Annotated in this window: 15 protein-coding genes and 1 pseudogene; 6 read left to right on the forward strand and 10 right to left on the reverse strand. The window is 66.1% G+C overall.

Annotation, left to right across the window (positions count from 1 at the left end; translation table 11 throughout):
* Nucleotides 1-26 precede the first annotated feature (26 nt).
* The 4 genes from uvrB to RX329_RS06250 form a co-directional block, all read right to left on the reverse strand.
* Nucleotides 27-3,002 carry an excinuclease ABC subunit UvrB gene (uvrB, locus tag RX329_RS06235; protein ID WP_317245542.1) on the reverse strand — a complete coding sequence of 992 codons (2,976 nt, stop codon included), beginning with the start codon at nucleotides 3,000-3,002 and terminating at the stop codon, nucleotides 27-29.
* Nucleotides 3,003-3,103: 101 nt separating this feature from the next.
* Entirely contained in the window at nucleotides 3,104-3,334 is a 231-nt protein-coding gene (locus RX329_RS06240; protein WP_018453534.1) for a hypothetical protein, read from the reverse strand.
* A 58-nt stretch (nucleotides 3,335-3,392) separates the two neighbouring features.
* The gene (locus tag RX329_RS06245) at nucleotides 3,393-3,620 is read right to left on the reverse strand and encodes a hypothetical protein (RefSeq protein WP_007596778.1); all 228 of its coding nucleotides are present in this window, start codon (nucleotides 3,618-3,620) and stop codon (nucleotides 3,393-3,395) included.
* A gap of 123 nt (nucleotides 3,621-3,743) precedes the next feature.
* Nucleotides 3,744-4,661 (reverse strand): LysR substrate-binding domain-containing protein, encoded by a 918-nt coding sequence (locus RX329_RS06250; protein WP_018453535.1) that lies wholly within the window; start codon nucleotides 4,659-4,661, stop codon nucleotides 3,744-3,746.
* Nucleotides 4,662-4,783: 122 nt separating this feature from the next.
* Here RX329_RS06250 and RX329_RS06255 point away from each other — a divergent pair, with 122 nt between their 5' ends.
* The 3 genes from RX329_RS06255 to RX329_RS06265 all read left to right on the forward strand — a co-directional run bounded on the left by RX329_RS06255 (nucleotide 4,784) and on the right by RX329_RS06265 (nucleotide 6,602).
* The gene (locus RX329_RS06255; RefSeq protein ID WP_085360580.1) at nucleotides 4,784-5,563 is read left to right on the forward strand and encodes a sulfite exporter TauE/SafE family protein; all 780 of its coding nucleotides are present in this window, start codon (nucleotides 4,784-4,786) and stop codon (nucleotides 5,561-5,563) included.
* Nucleotides 5,560-5,790 (forward strand): hypothetical protein, encoded by a 231-nt coding sequence (locus RX329_RS06260; protein ID WP_018453537.1) that lies wholly within the window; start codon nucleotides 5,560-5,562, stop codon nucleotides 5,788-5,790. Before RX329_RS06255 ends, RX329_RS06260 begins: the two co-directional genes overlap by 4 nt.
* A 113-nt stretch (nucleotides 5,791-5,903) precedes the next feature.
* A complete protein-coding gene (locus tag RX329_RS06265; protein ID WP_085360578.1) occupies nucleotides 5,904-6,602 on the forward strand; it encodes a glutathione S-transferase family protein in 699 nt (232 codons plus the stop codon).
* 69 nt (nucleotides 6,603-6,671) lie between these two features.
* On the opposite strand, the gene RX329_RS06270 is transcribed toward RX329_RS06265, so the two are convergent.
* Nucleotides 6,672-6,863, reverse strand: coding sequence for a cysteine-rich CWC family protein (locus RX329_RS06270; RefSeq protein ID WP_083926324.1), 192 nt, complete (start codon nucleotides 6,861-6,863; stop codon nucleotides 6,672-6,674).
* Nucleotides 6,864-6,977: 114 nt separating this feature from the next.
* Here RX329_RS06270 and RX329_RS06275 point away from each other — a divergent pair, with 114 nt between their 5' ends.
* The 3 genes and pseudogenes from RX329_RS06275 (at nucleotide 6,978) to RX329_RS06285 (ending at nucleotide 10,205) form a co-directional block, all read left to right on the forward strand.
* Complete coding sequence (locus RX329_RS06275) at nucleotides 6,978-8,582, forward strand: DUF1800 family protein (RefSeq protein WP_317245543.1); 1,605 nt, start codon at nucleotides 6,978-6,980, stop codon at nucleotides 8,580-8,582.
* 2 nt (nucleotides 8,583-8,584) lie between these two features.
* Nucleotides 8,585-9,801: pseudogene (locus tag RX329_RS06280) on the forward strand (DUF1501 domain-containing protein).
* An 80-nt stretch (nucleotides 9,802-9,881) separates the two neighbouring features.
* A complete protein-coding gene (locus RX329_RS06285) occupies nucleotides 9,882-10,205 on the forward strand; it encodes an antibiotic biosynthesis monooxygenase family protein (protein ID WP_007596764.1) in 324 nt (107 codons plus the stop codon).
* A gap of 18 nt (nucleotides 10,206-10,223) precedes the next feature.
* Here RX329_RS06285 and RX329_RS06290 read toward each other — a convergent pair whose 3' ends face one another.
* The 5 genes from RX329_RS06290 to RX329_RS06310 all read right to left on the reverse strand — a co-directional run bounded on the left by RX329_RS06290 (nucleotide 10,224) and on the right by RX329_RS06310 (nucleotide 13,312).
* Nucleotides 10,224-11,165 carry an aldo/keto reductase gene (locus tag RX329_RS06290; RefSeq protein ID WP_018453541.1) on the reverse strand — a complete coding sequence of 314 codons (942 nt, stop codon included), beginning with the start codon at nucleotides 11,163-11,165 and terminating at the stop codon, nucleotides 10,224-10,226.
* Nucleotides 11,166-11,439: 274 nt separating this feature from the next.
* A complete protein-coding gene (locus tag RX329_RS06295; RefSeq protein ID WP_085348803.1) occupies nucleotides 11,440-11,895 on the reverse strand; it encodes a GNAT family N-acetyltransferase in 456 nt (151 codons plus the stop codon).
* Nucleotides 11,896-11,961: 66 nt separating this feature from the next.
* Nucleotides 11,962-12,774, reverse strand: a complete 813-nt coding sequence (locus RX329_RS06300; protein WP_085360574.1) for a PAS-domain containing protein — start codon at nucleotides 12,772-12,774, stop codon at nucleotides 11,962-11,964.
* Nucleotides 12,775-12,903: 129 nt separating this feature from the next.
* Complete coding sequence (locus RX329_RS06305; protein WP_018453544.1) at nucleotides 12,904-13,098, reverse strand: hypothetical protein; 195 nt, start codon at nucleotides 13,096-13,098, stop codon at nucleotides 12,904-12,906.
* 37 nt (nucleotides 13,099-13,135) lie between these two features.
* Complete coding sequence (locus RX329_RS06310; RefSeq protein WP_007614766.1) at nucleotides 13,136-13,312, reverse strand: hypothetical protein; 177 nt, start codon at nucleotides 13,310-13,312, stop codon at nucleotides 13,136-13,138.
* Nucleotides 13,313-13,408: the final 96 nt, after the last annotated feature.

Raw genomic sequence — 13,408 nt, forward strand, 5'->3', positions numbered from 1 at the left:
GGGCGGCGCCGGCGCTCCGCGCCCCCTTACCTCTTCTTCCACCCACCCCTATGCCCCGGCGCCCCACCGCTCGACCTCGGCGATGGCCCGAACTCCGGCCCTGACTGCCTTGAATCCGTCGGCTGGATGATGCGGCTCTCGCCACCGAACGGCTTCGACGGCAGCGCGCGGTCGCCCCGATATGGCAACGATTCCGGGCCGTGCATCTCGTCGAGATGCGGCTTGTGGATTCGCGAGCCCTTGCTGCCGCTGGCCTTGAGCGCTGTGGCTGCGCTCTTGTTCTTCAGCGCGCTGACCGGCAAATTGGCGGCGTCGCCGTATTTCTTCGCGCCCGCATAGGCTCCGGCCTTGCCCTGCACCGTGCGCTGCTTGACGGTGGGATCGTCGACCACCGCGAGCTCGGTGGCGCGCAGGCGCTTGACCTCGTCGCGCAGGCGCGCGGCTTCCTCGAAGTTCAGATCGGCGGCGGCCTCGCGCATCCTCGTCTCGAGATCGCCGAGCACGGCTTCAAAATTGTGGCCGATCGAGATGACGTCGTCGGTCATGTCGTGGCCGCCGATCTCGACCAGCACGTGATCGCGCTCGTAGACGCTGTTCATGATGTCGCCGATCGACTTCTTGATGCTCTCCGGCGTGATGCCATGCGCCGTGTTGTACTCGACCTGCTTCTCGCGGCGGCGGTCGGTTTCGGCGATGGCGCGCTCCATCGATCCCGTCATCTGGTCGGCATAGAGGATCACCTTGCCGTCGACGTTGCGCGCGGCGCGGCCGATGGTCTGGATCAGCGAGGTTTCGCTGCGCAGGAAGCCTTCCTTGTCGGCGTCGAGGATCGCGACCAGCGCGCATTCGGGAATGTCGAGGCCTTCGCGCAGCAAATTGATGCCGACCAGCGCGTCGAACGCGCCGAGCCGCAGATCGCGAATGATCTCGATGCGTTCGATGGTGTCGATATCGCTGTGCATGTAGCGAACGCGAATGCCCTGCTCATGCAGATATTCGGTGAGATCCTCCGCCATGCGCTTTGTCAGCACCGTAATCAGCGAGCGATAGCCGGCCTGCGCCGTGGCCCGGACCTCGCCGACGAGATCGTCGACTTGGGTGCGGGCCGGGCGGATGTGGACCGGCGGATCAATCAGACCGGTCGGGCGAATCACCTGCTCGACGAACACGCCACCGCTCTCGTTGATCTCCCAGGCGCTGGGCGTCGCGGAGACCGCGATGGTCTGCGGCCGCATCATGTCCCATTCCTCGAAGCGCAGCGGGCGGTTGTCCATGCAAGAGGGCAGCCGGAAGCCATATTCGGCGAGCGTCGCCTTGCGGCGGAAGTCGCCGCGGAACATGCCGCCGATCTGGGGAACGGTGACGTGGCTCTCGTCGGCGAACACCAGCGCGTTGTCGGGCACATATTCGAACAGCGTCGGCGGCGGCTCGCCGGGCAGGCGCCCGGTGAGATAGCGCGAATAGTTCTCGATACCGGCGCAGCTTCCGGTCGCCTCCATCATCTCGAGGTCGAAGGTGGTGCGCTGCTCCAGCCGCTGGGCTTCGAGCAGGCGGCCCTGATCGTGGAGCTGGTCGAGCCGCATCTTCAATTCGGCTTTGATCGACTTGATTGCCTGCACCAGCGTCGGGCGCGGCGTCACATAGTGCGAGTTGGCGTAGATCTTGATGAATTCGAGCTCGTCCTGCTTGTGGCCGGTGAGCGGGTCGAACTCCTCGATGGTCTCGACGGTGTCGCCGAACAGGTTCACGCGCCAGGCACGGTCTTCATAGTGCGCCGGGAAGATGTCGATGACATCGCCGCGCACGCGAAATGTGCCGCGGGTAAAATCGGCCTGGGTGCGCTTGTACTGCAGCGCGACGAGGTCGGCGATCAGCTGGCGCTGGTCGATGCGCTCGCCCTTCTTCAGGGCAAAGGTCATCGCGGTGTAGGTTTCGACCGAGCCGATACCGTAGATGCAGGACACCGAGGCAACGATGATGACGTCGTCGCGTTCGAGCAGCGCGCGCGTCGCCGAGTGGCGCATGCGGTCGATCTGCTCGTTGATCGAGGAGTCCTTTTCTATGTAGGTGTCGGTGCGAGGGACATACGCTTCCGGCTGGTAATAGTCGTAATAGCTGACGAAATACTCGACCGCGTTGTCGGGGAAGAAGCTCTTGAACTCGCCATAGAGCTGGGCGGCGAGCGTCTTGTTCGGTGCCAGGATGATGGCGGGCCGCTGCGTCGCCTCGATCACCTTGGCCATGGTGTAGGTCTTGCCGGAGCCGGTCACGCCGAGCAGCACCTGCGAGCGGTCGTTGCGGTTGATGCCCTCGACCAGCTCGGCGATCGCGGTTGGCTGGTCGCCGCGCGGCTCATAATGCGACTTGATCTCGAAGCGCACGCCGCCTTCGGACTTTTCCGGGCGCGGCGGCCGATGCGGGGTCCACACCCTGGTGGAGCCGTCGTCCTTGCGGAACTCCGGCCGGCCCTCGCGGATCAGCGATTCCAGCGCGTCGGCGGTGGCCTTGACGCCGAGCGCCTCCATCTTGCTGCGCGGCGGACGAGCCAGGGCTTCGGCATCGTCCTCTTCCGTCGGGAGGCCGAGCTGACGCGCCAGTTCCGGATCGAGCGTCGGTATCGTGGCCGCGGTTCCGTAATGGGCCTGCGGCGCCTCGTCGAAGCCCGCGTCGCGGGCGCCGGGCGGCTGCGGATTGGGCCGCAGCGGCATTGGCCTCGTATTGTCCTGCGGAAACTCTTTCGGCGTCGAGGCCCGCGCGCGATGCGCGGCGGCCTCGCCTCCGGAGCGGCGGTCGCGCGAATTGTCCGGCGGCGGCTGCAGTCCGGTGCCCGATCCGAGCCCGGCATCGCCGCGATTGATCGCGGGATTGAGCAACTCGGCCAACGCCGGCCCGATCGGCTGCACGTCGGGGCGAGACGCCTTGGAATTCGGCGCCTTCGCGTTCGGAGCCTTGGCCTTGGGGGATTTGCCGGATTTTTCGGAGGATGCAGGTTTCTTCGCCATGCTCCGAATATGGGGCGAGTCCGCCTCGCAATAAAGAGCGAATGCCCGGCAATGCTCAGACTGCTGACAGCAGGTTGGCAGCAGGCCTTGGGATCTTGCGATCAGGCCGCCGGCAGCGGTCCCTCATCGTCCCCGGCTGCCTGACGCGGCTCGAGGATGTCGAGATGGATGCCGCCGCAATCGGTGCAGCGCATGGTCCAATACTCGCATCCGGCACGGCCGCCGATCACGCGGAGCACCGTGAGATCGCCCTCGCATTCCGGGCAGCTGGACAACACATTGCGGGTGTAAATCCTCGGCCGCGGCGTGTCTTCGAATTCGATGACTGACATGACCGATTTCCCCCTTTGACCCTGCGCCGTTCCTTGGTTCGCCTGCAGTCCCGCTCGCTTATTCGTCGTCGCTGTCGTCGGCCCGCCGGCGGAAGCGATCGATGTGGTGCTTGGCATGGGCAATCGCGGCATCGGGATCAGGCCAGGCGAAGCCGACTTCCATGGCCGGAAACAGCACGCCGTCGATGGCAACCGGGCTGAAATCGGCACGCCGGATCCGGGCGTGCCACAGCCCCTGGCCAGCTTCGAAGGATTCGATGTCAAAGCCGTCGTAAAGGGTCGTCATTGCAGTCCCCAAAATGTTTTATTCGAGCGCCTTGTTGGAGGGTCAGGGGACCACGTTTGCGGATTTCAGGATGTGAAGCCGTTCACAAGCGGCGGGCTTTTTTGCCAAAGTCCGATAGCAGCGTCAGTTCCGCGCGCTGGTGCGGCCGGGCCGCCGGACGGGACGGGCGGCGGGTTCCGACGCCGCGCGCATGATCCACCGGCGGAACGCGGCAAAGTCGCGCTGCTCGGTCTGGAAGCTGCGATAGAGCAGGTACCAGCGCATGCCCTTGGGCACCGAGAGCTCGAATGGCGCCACCAGCCGGCCGGCGGCGAGGTCGTCGTCGATATAGGGTCGGATGCCCATGGCGATTCCGAGCCCGTCGGCGGCAGCCTGAAGCGCCTGGCCGTAGAACTGGAACTCCGGTCCCCGCGCGTTGACGCGCGCGAGGTTTGCGGCCTTGAGCCAGATCGGCCAGTCCTCGGGCGAATGCGCGACGCGGATCAGGCTCGGTGCCTTGAGATCGGCCGGGCGCTTCAGCGAGGAGGCGAGGCGGGGCACGCAGACCGGCGTGAGGTCGCCGGCGAACAGCGGTTCGGCCACCAGCCCCGGCCAGTCGCCGGTGCCGAGCTGGATGCCGCAGCTCCAGTCCTCGCCGAACGGCACCGACGCGCCGCCGGTGGTGAAGCGCACCTCGATGTCGGGCTCTTCGCTGCGAAACTCCGACAGGCGCGGGATCAGCCAGCGCATCGCAAAGGTGTGGCCGATGCCGATGGTGAGCACGCGGACGCTCGAGGGCGCCGTCACCTGCGCGGTGAGGCTTGCGAGCGCATCGAAGATCGGCGTCAGCCCGCTCTGATAGGCGCGGCCCGCCTGCGTCAGCAGCAGCTTGTTGGCCTTGCGCTCGAACAGCGCGACGCCGAGCCGTTCTTCCAGGATGTGCACCATGCGGCTCACGGCGGCTGCCGATACGCTCAGCTCGAGGCCGGCCGCGGCAAAGCTGCCGGCCCGCGCCGCGGCCTCGAATGCCTTGATGCCGTTGAGAAACAGCAAGCGCCGCAAATGACCGACCCTCAGGAAAGCTGATGCCAGGCCAAGATAACTCAGTTTGCGTAGACGGGGCAAGCGGGGCACGTTTCCTTCGCTTCGCGCCGCGAGCGGGGAGAAGGTCGGGAGATTTTTACGTGACGCCCATCATGATCGCTGCCCTTGGATTGCTGATGGTCGGCACCGCGTTCCTGTCGGGGCTGTTCGGCATGGCGGGCGGGCTGATCCTGATCGGCGTGCTGCTGGCGTTAATGCCGCTGCCGACCGCGATGGTGCTGCATGCGATCACGCAGATGGCCTCCAACGGCTGGCGCGCCTTTCTCTGGCGGACGCATATCCGCTGGCGCCCGGTCGCGAACTATATGGTCGGCGCGGCCGTCGCGCTCGCGGCGTGGTCGCTCACGCGCTACGTACCGGACAAGCCGGTCGCGCTGCTGCTGCTCGGGATCACGCCGTTCATGGCGCGGCTGCTGCCCGCCAACATCAAGCCGGATCCCGACCGTCTCTGGCAGGGCACCGTCTATGGCACGATCTGCATGGACCTCATGCTGATGACCGGCGTGTCGGGGCCGCTGCTCGACACCTTCTTCCTCGGCGGCGATTTCGGCCGGCGCGAGAAGGTGGCGACCAAGGCGATGTGCCAGCTCGTCAGCCATTTCAGCAAGCTGATCTATTTCGGCGGCGTGATCGACCAGGCGGCGACGCTCGATCCCGTGCTCGCGGCCGTCGCGATCGCAGCATCCATGCTCGGCACCACGCTGGCGCGGCGCATCCTCGAAGCCATGACCGACCAGCAATTCGTGGCCTGGTCGATGAAGCTGATCACCACCATCGCCTGCTACTATATCGCCTATGGCAGCTGGCTGCTGGTCCGCACGCCGGTGCTGGCAGCCTTCGACAAGGGAGGTTTGCAATGAGCGAGACTGCCGACCCGCTGGTGCTGGACTTCGTCGAGTGGGTTGCGCGCGAGCCCCGCGCCTATGCCGAGGTGATCGCGACCTGGAAGACGTCGTGCCCGCGCCTCACCATCTGGGAAGACGCCGCCGACCGCGGCTATGTCGCGCGCGAGACGCTGCCCGGAATGGGGCTGGTGATCGCGGTGACGGAGGACGGCGAGAGGCTGCTGCGCACGAACGGGCGCTAGCTCTCCACATCCGTCGTTGCGAGCGCAAGCGAAGCAATCCAGAATGCTTCCGCGGCGGCAGTCCTGGATTGCTTCGCTTCGCGTGCAATGACGGAATACCGGGAGACCCTTTCATGTCGCTCAAACTCTTCGAACTCGTCGGCACAGACGCCTCGCGACCGTTCAGCCCGTTCTGCTGGCGCACGCGAATGGCGCTGGCGCACAAGGGCCTTTCGGCGGAAACGTTGCCCTGGCGCTTCACCGAGAAGAGCGCGATCGCGCCACATGGCTCGGAGAAGGTTCCGGTGCTGGTGCATCACGACCAGCCGGTGGTCGATTCCTGGACGATCGCGATCTATCTCGAAGACAAGTTTCCGGATCGTCCGTCGCTGTTTGGCGGCGAGGGCGGGCGCGCCATGGCACGCATGCTCAATGTCTGGGGCGACATCGCCATCGTCGGCGGCATCTTTCCATTGATCATCGCCGACATTCCCAACAATCTGGATGAGGTCGACGCCGCCTATTTCCGCCAGTCGCGCGAGGCCCGTTTCGGCGGCAAGAGGCTGGAAGAGATCATGGCCAGCCGCGATGCCGGCGTGGTCGCCTTCCGCAAATCGCTCGAGGTGATGCGGCAGACCCTCAAGAAGCAGCCCTTCATCGGCGGCGCCGCACCGAACTATGCCGACTACATCGTGTTCGGCGGTTTTCAGTGGGCGCGCGCGACGAGCCCGTTCAAGCTGCTGGAAGCGGACGACCCGGTTTACGCCTGGCGCGAAAAGCTGCTGGATGCGTTCGACGGCATGGCACGGAAGTCCCCGGGGCATCCAGTGTAGTTGTCGCGAGCCGTCTCTCCTCAACGTCGTCCTGGCGAAAGCTAGGACCCATACCGCGGACGCGGAGGGTTATGTTGCCTCCGCCGCCGCACGCAAGCACGCCCGGCACAAGCAATCCTCGCCCTTGACCGGCATCGGCAGCCGCGCCGTTTCTTCCGCGCACCAGCAGGTGCCGGAGAGGTCGCAGCCGAACTCGGCGCCGCAACGAGAGCAGGCGAGGCGGCGGGGTTGCTGCGCCGGAATGTCTTGCCGATTTGTCATGATTTGCGCAAAAGCCGGGCTGTCGTTTTCATGCCGGGTTCATCTCCCGCTGCGGTATATTAGGCCTCGCGCACGTATCGGGAAAGCGGTTGGCAGCGCGCGAAGGACATATCGATGGCCCGCGATTCGCAAGCCGCGCTCGTCGCGCTCAACCGTTTCGGCTTCGGCGCCCGCGGCGGCGCATCCGGCGATCTCATCAACGCGGCCTCCGATCCTCGCGGCTTTGTGAAGGCGGAACTCACTCGTCCCAACGGTGTGCTGCTGGAGGCGCCAGGCCTGCAATCCGCGCAGCAGCTCGGGCAGGCCGTGTTCGCCTATCAGGATCAGGTCAAGCAGGCGCGCGAGGCCGCCGCGAAGGCCGGCGCGCCGACTGAAGCGCCGTTGCAAGCGCCGGCCGATCAGAGGCCCGGACCGCGCCGCAATCTCTCGCTGAACGCCGTGGCAACCGAGATCGCCGGCCAGATGGCCGAGGCCAAGCCCGGTAACAATAAGCCGGCTGACAACAAGCCGGCTGACAACAAGCCGGCGGACAATATGGCCAAGCCGGACACTATGCAGCCCAACGCGGCCGCGCCGCCTGCCGCAAAACCCGCCCCGCAGCCGCTCAACGTCATCCAAAAAACCTTTCGCGCCGAGGCACTGGCGCGGTTGCAGCGCGCGACGCTGGTCGAGTGCGGCTTCACCGAACGGCTGGTCGTGTTCTGGTCCAACCATTTCTGCATCTCCGCCAGCAAGGGCGAGCTGGCGCGGATCTGGGCCGGTGCGTTCGAGCGCGAGGCGATCAGGCCGCATGTGCTCGGACGTTTCGCCGACATGCTGAAAGCGGTGGAGCAGCATCCGGCGATGCTGTTCTTCCTCGACAACCAGCAATCGCTCGGACCGGACTCGCGCGCGGGCCAGAACCGCAAGCGCGGGCTGAACGAAAATCTCGCGCGCGAGATCATGGAGCTGCATACGCTCGGCGTCGGCGGCGGCTATACGCAGGACGACGTCACCTCGCTCGCGCGCATCATCACCGGCTGGACCTTTGCTGGCCGGCAGGGACAGCTGGGAGCGCCCGGTTCGTTCGTGTTCAACGTCAATGCGCACCAGCCCGGGCCGCAAATGCTGCTCGGCAAGAACAACGAGCCGACCGGCCTTGCGCAAGGCGAAGCCGCCCTCGCGGACATCGCACGCCATCCCTCGACCGCGAGCTTCATCGCCACCAAATTCGTCCGCCACTTCGTCGCCGACGATCCGCCGCCGGCGCTGGTGGCGCGACTGCGCGATGTCTTCATCAAGACCGACGGGGATCTCAAAGCGCTGGCAACCGCACTGGTCGATTCCGACGAGGCGTGGAAGGCGCCACTGACGAAGATGCGCAGCCCTTATGATTTCCTGGTCGCGAGCGGCCGGCTGCTCGCGCGCGTGCCGGAGGATCCCGGCGCCTATCTCAACAACCTCAATCTGCTGGGCCAGCCGCTGTGGTCGCCGGCCGGCCCGAATGGTTTCGCCGACACCAATGCCGCCTGGGCTGCGCCGGAAGGCATCAAGCTCCGGCTCGACATTGCCGCGCAAATGGGCGCGCGGCTTGGGCCCAACATCGACCCGCTCGATTTTTTGGAATTTGCCGCCGCGGATGCGGCCTCGATCGAAACGCGGCGGACCATCGAGCGCGCGGAGTCGCGGCAGCAGGCGCTGGCGCTGCTGTTGATGTCGCCCGAAATGCAGAGGAGATGATGATGATCGACTGCGTCGAGAACCGGCTCCTCACCTCGCGGCGCGGCCTCCTGCTTGGCGGCGCCTCGTTCGCGGCCTGGGCTTACTTGCCGAAATTCGCGCGCGCCGCGGATGGCCGCGATCCTCGCCTGATCGTGGTGATCCTGCGCGGCGCGCTTGATGGGCTTTCGACCGTCGCGCCCGTCGGCGATCCCGATTATGCCGGCCTGCACGGGGCGATCGCGCTCACGGCGGACGGTGCGCATCCCGCGATCATGCTCGATACTTTCTTTGCGCTGCATCCGGCGATGCCTGAGTTCGCACGCATGTATCGCGACAGGCACGCCGCGGTGATCCACGCGGTCGCGACGCCCTATCGCGACCGCTCGCATTTCGACGGCCAGGACGTGCTCGAAAGCGGCTATGCCGGCCCGGGGCGCGTGCAATCCGGTTGGCTCAACCGCGCGCTGGAAGCGCTGCCGCGCGGCGAGCGGGTGTCGAGTGCTCTTGCCGTCGGCCCGACCACGCCGCTGGTGCTGCGCGGCAATGCGCCGACCGTCGGCTGGGCGCCGGTGGCGCTGCCGCAAGCCGATGACGACACCGCAATGCGTCTGGTCGAGCTCTATCGTCACCGCGATCCCGCGCTGGCGGCTGTGCTGTCGCAGGGCCTTGCGCTGGAAAAGGCCGCGAGCGGCGACGACATGAAGCCGAAGCCGGGCAACGCGGTCGCGCAGATGCGGCAGGTCGCGCGCGGCGCCGCAAAACTGATGGCGTCCGACGACGGCCCGCGCATCGCGGCGCTCGCGTTCGATGGCTGGACACGCACGCCAATGAAGGCGGCCCTGTCGGTCGCCTCGCATTCCTGCTCGGCGGGCTCGACGGTGCGCTCGCCGAGTTCGAAAGCGGCTTAGGGGAACGCTGGCGCGACACCGTCGTCGTGGTCGCCACCGAATTCGGCCGCACCGCGCGCATCAACGGCACAGACGGCACCGATCACGGCACGGGAACGATCGCGCTGCTCGCCGGCGGCGCGGTGAAGGGCGGCCGCGTCATCGCCGACTGGCCCGGCCTCAAGCCCGCCAACCTTTTCGAGGCCCGCGACCTCAAGCCCACCACCGATCTGCGCTCCGTGATCAAGGGCGTGCTGCAGGGCCAGTTCGGCCTGTCGGATCGCGTGCTGGCCGAGACGGTGTTTCCAGATAGCGCAAGCGCACGTCCGATGAAGGGGTTGGTTGCTTAACCTACGATTCCGGGGCCCGCACCTTGCGGCGCGTCCCGGAATGACGACATGATCGGCCGAACGTCAGGAGACCATCACCCATGTACATCGCCATGAACCGCTTCCGCGTCGCCAAGGGCTCCGAGGCTGCTTTCGAACAGGTCTGGCTTTCGCGCGATACTCATTTGGACAAGGTGCCGGGCTTCGTCGAGTTTCATCTGCTGCGTGGCCCCGAGCTCGAGGATCACACGCTGTACGCCTCGCACACGGTGTGGGCGAACCATGCGGCGTTCGAGGCCTGGACCAAATCGGATGCCTTTCGTGCCGCGCACGCGCGGGCCGGCGACACCAAGCCGACCTATCTCGGCCATCCCCAGTTCGAGGGCTTCGAGGTGATGCAGACGGTGGGGCGCGGCGCCAAGTAGCGCGCGCCGCCGCAAAGATCAGCCCAGCGTGATCTTGTCGATCTCCGCCATCTCCTCCGCACCGAGTTTCCACGCAATCGCCTTCACGTTCTCCTCGACCTGCGCGACGCGGGTGGCGCCGGCAATCACGCTCGACACTTGCGGGCGCGCGGCGAGCCAGGAGAAGGCGAGCTCGAGCATGCTGTGCCCGCGCGCTTTCGCAAATGCCGTGAGCTTCTCGACGATGTCCTCGTTGCGCGGCGTGACATAGCGGTCGCGTAGTGCCGGTACCTTGCCGAAGCGCGTATCGGTCGGGGCGGCCGCACCGCGCTGGTACTTGCCGGTGAGCAGCCCGCTTGCGAGCGGGAAGAACGGCAGCAGGCCGAGCTTGTACTCTTGTGCGGCCGGCAGCAGGTCTTTTTCGATGTCGCGCACCAGCAGGCTGTATTCGTCCTGGCAGGAGACGAAGCGGCTGACATTCATCGCGCGCGCGGTGAACTCGGCCTCCGCCAGGCGCCAGGCCGGAAAATTGGAATTGCCGATGTAGCGCACCTTGCCTTGACGGACGAGATCGTCGAGCGCGCGCAGCGTCTCCTCCATCGGAGTCAGCGGGTCGTAATCGTGCTGCTGATAGAGATCGATGTAGTCGGTCTTGAGCCGCGTCAGGCTCGCCTCGACTGCGTTCATGATGTAGCGGCGCGAAGCGCCCTGCTTGGTTCCGTCGGCCGCCATCGGCTTGGAGAATTTGGTGGCGAGCACGATCTCCTTGCGGCGGTCGCCGAGCACGGTGCCGAGCACCGTTTCCGAACCGCCCATGCCGGCATAGATGTCGGCGGTGTCGAACAGCGTGATGCCGAGATCGAGCGCGCCGTGGATCACCTTGCGCGAGGTCTCCAGGTCCGTGCGCTGGCCGAAATTGTTGCAGCCAAGCCCGACCGCAGACACGCGCAGGCCGGAGGCGCCGAGATTGCGAATTTCCATGGGAGATCCCCGTCGGAGATGGGCAGGGGCGCATTGTGACCGCGGTGCCCCGCCGCAGCAAGCCGTGCGCCGCGTTGCTGCCATGCTGACAAGGCTGCCGACAAGGACTGCCGACAAAAAAATGCGGCCCCTGTCAGACGCGGCGACTGACGGGGACCGCTTTGGGGCGCTTGATCGGTGACGGGGGGCTGACCAGACGCAGCTGCAGCCTAGTCCCGCTATGTTACGCGCAGGTGACAGACAGAGTTATCCACAGGCGGCGCGATCGCGAGGATCAGAAGATCTTGCGATAGACGATGAACCCGGAACGCTCGGCGACCTTGTCGTACAGGCGCTGCGCCGTCACGTTGGTCTCGTGCGTCTGCCAGTACACGCGCGGCGATCCCACGAGCTTTGCGCGCTCGTAGACGCCGTGGATCAGCGCCGAGCCGACGCCCTTGCCGCGCGCGGCCTCGGTCGTGAACAGGTCCTGCAGATAGCAGGACGGCTCGATCGCGGTGGTGCTGCGGTGAAACAGGTAATTCGTCATCCCGAGCAGGCGGCCGTCACTCTCGGCGACCAATCCGTGCACCGGCTCATAGGCATCGAAAAAGCGCTGCCATGTCACGCGCGTGATTTCGGGCGAGAGCGCGGTCGGACCGGAGCGGCCGTAGAAGGCGTTGTAGCCGTCCCACAGCGGCAGCCATTGATCGTAGTCCTGCCTGGTGACGGGGCGAATGGTGAGCGACATATGAAATTCCCGCGATCGATGAGGCGTCATTCATACGTGATGATGGACGTGCTGATCAATCGCGCATCACTCCGCGACGCGCAGATACCGGATCAGCTTGCGCCCTGCGGGATCGCGCAGCGAGCGGTAGTAGTCGGCGCGGGACGGCGCATCGGTGTGGCGCACGAGGTCGGTCACCGGCGTGTAGCTCAGCATGCGGCCGCCGTCGGGCAGCGCGGCACAGACGAAGCGCAACACCTCGCCATTGCGCAAGGCGATGTTGATCGGCGTGGCATCGCCGATCCGGACCATCTCCATGCGCTGAGCGATGAAGGTGCCGAGTTCGTCCTCGGGCAATTCGAACGCGCCGGTGTCGCGGCCGTGATACATCAGCGCGACGAACGGCGGCTTGCCGTCGGCGATGTCGTCCGGCACCGCAAAATAATCGCGGAACGCGCGGTTGATGAATTCGGCGCGCGTCTCGGCGTCGAGCAGCACGATGCCGATGTCGACCTGGTCGAGCGCGGCCGACAGCCGCGCGGCGATGGCGTGACTCCGACGCTCGGCGGCAAACGTGCCGAGCAGCCGCTGGCGCATCAGGCCGGTGATGCCTGCGGTGCCCGCGGCCGTCGCGGCCAGGAGGCCGAGCTGGATCATATCCGCCGTGGTAAGGCCTGCAACGCCGTGCCGGCTCAGGAGCAGCAGTGCCGCGCCGATGACGGCGATGGCTGCGCTGGCGACGGCGGAAGCGGGACCCGAGAGCGCGCCGGCGAGCGCCACGATGCAGACGAGCAGCGGCGCGGGGGAGGAAGCGGGGACGAAGCGATCGAAAAACATTGTCAGCAGCAAAGTCGCTGCCGTCAGCGCCGGACCGGAGATCGCACGCCATCCCAACCGCATGGGCCTGTCTCGCTCCTTCGTGAACGAGGTAAGGCGGCAACACTGACCGAAGATTGCGCCATTGCGATGCGGTTTCGCGCGGTGTGCTTAAGGTGCGCTTTGGGTCTCGCGCAAAGCTTTCGGATGATTTTAGACCAAGTGCGCGTGCTTGAGACGTTGTTGCAGCGCGGGCGCATTCAGCTTCGACGTCCCCTGGCCCTTGCGCGTGCCGACGAAGATCAACAGCGATGCCGCGACCAGGATGGCCGCGGTCAGGGTGATTGCAACGATGACCACAGGTGATTTCATCGACGTCCTGTCGCGATGCCGGTCGGCGCGGGCCATGCGGCGCCTTGAAGGCGGGTCCAGGATGAAGCGGGAATCAGACCGGCAGACCCATCGCCATGGTCGCCTTGGTCGACAGCACCGTCAGGGTGACGATCAGGCACAGCGAGAGCGCGGCGACGGCGAGCGAGGCCGCGACCGCGTTGGTCAGCCGGGAAGACGAAACGGTAGCGGGTGGGCCCTGAAAGCCTGCCGTGCCGGACGCCCGAATCATGGTCTAAATCCTTCAACGCGCGAGCGAATCACCCGCGACATCGAACAATTTCACTGTTGCAATCGGCAATATTGCGGCGGCCAATCGAGCGAAAAT

The organism is Bradyrhizobium sp. BWC-3-1, assembly GCF_032917965.1.
GTDB lineage: Bacteria > Pseudomonadota > Alphaproteobacteria > Rhizobiales > Xanthobacteraceae > Bradyrhizobium > Bradyrhizobium canariense_D.

Coding starts and splice junctions, on each gene's coding strand:
- RX329_RS06300 (WP_085360574.1), bottom strand. CDS start 12,774: ATGCGGTTGGGATGGCGTGCGATCTCCGGTCCGGCGCTGACGGCAGCG.
- RX329_RS06285 (WP_007596764.1), top strand. CDS start 9,882: ATGTACATCGCCATGAACCGCTTCCGCGTCGCCAAGGGCTCCGAGGCT.
- RX329_RS06305 (WP_018453544.1), bottom strand. CDS start 13,098: ATGGCCCGCGCCGACCGGCATCGCGACAGGACGTCGATGAAATCACCT.
- RX329_RS06240 (WP_018453534.1), bottom strand. CDS start 3,334: ATGTCAGTCATCGAATTCGAAGACACGCCGCGGCCGAGGATTTACACC.
- uvrB (WP_317245542.1), bottom strand. CDS start 3,002: ATGGCGAAGAAACCTGCATCCTCCGAAAAATCCGGCAAATCCCCCAAG.
- RX329_RS06270 (WP_083926324.1), bottom strand. CDS start 6,863: ATGACAAATCGGCAAGACATTCCGGCGCAGCAACCCCGCCGCCTCGCC.
- RX329_RS06245 (WP_007596778.1), bottom strand. CDS start 3,620: ATGACGACCCTTTACGACGGCTTTGACATCGAATCCTTCGAAGCTGGC.
- RX329_RS06290 (WP_018453541.1), bottom strand. CDS start 11,165: ATGGAAATTCGCAATCTCGGCGCCTCCGGCCTGCGCGTGTCTGCGGTC.
- RX329_RS06265 (WP_085360578.1), top strand. CDS start 5,904: ATGTCGCTCAAACTCTTCGAACTCGTCGGCACAGACGCCTCGCGACCG.
- RX329_RS06275 (WP_317245543.1), top strand. CDS start 6,978: ATGGCCCGCGATTCGCAAGCCGCGCTCGTCGCGCTCAACCGTTTCGGC.
- RX329_RS06310 (WP_007614766.1), bottom strand. CDS start 13,312: ATGATTCGGGCGTCCGGCACGGCAGGCTTTCAGGGCCCACCCGCTACC.
- RX329_RS06295 (WP_085348803.1), bottom strand. CDS start 11,895: ATGTCGCTCACCATTCGCCCCGTCACCAGGCAGGACTACGATCAATGG.
- RX329_RS06260 (WP_018453537.1), top strand. CDS start 5,560: ATGAGCGAGACTGCCGACCCGCTGGTGCTGGACTTCGTCGAGTGGGTT.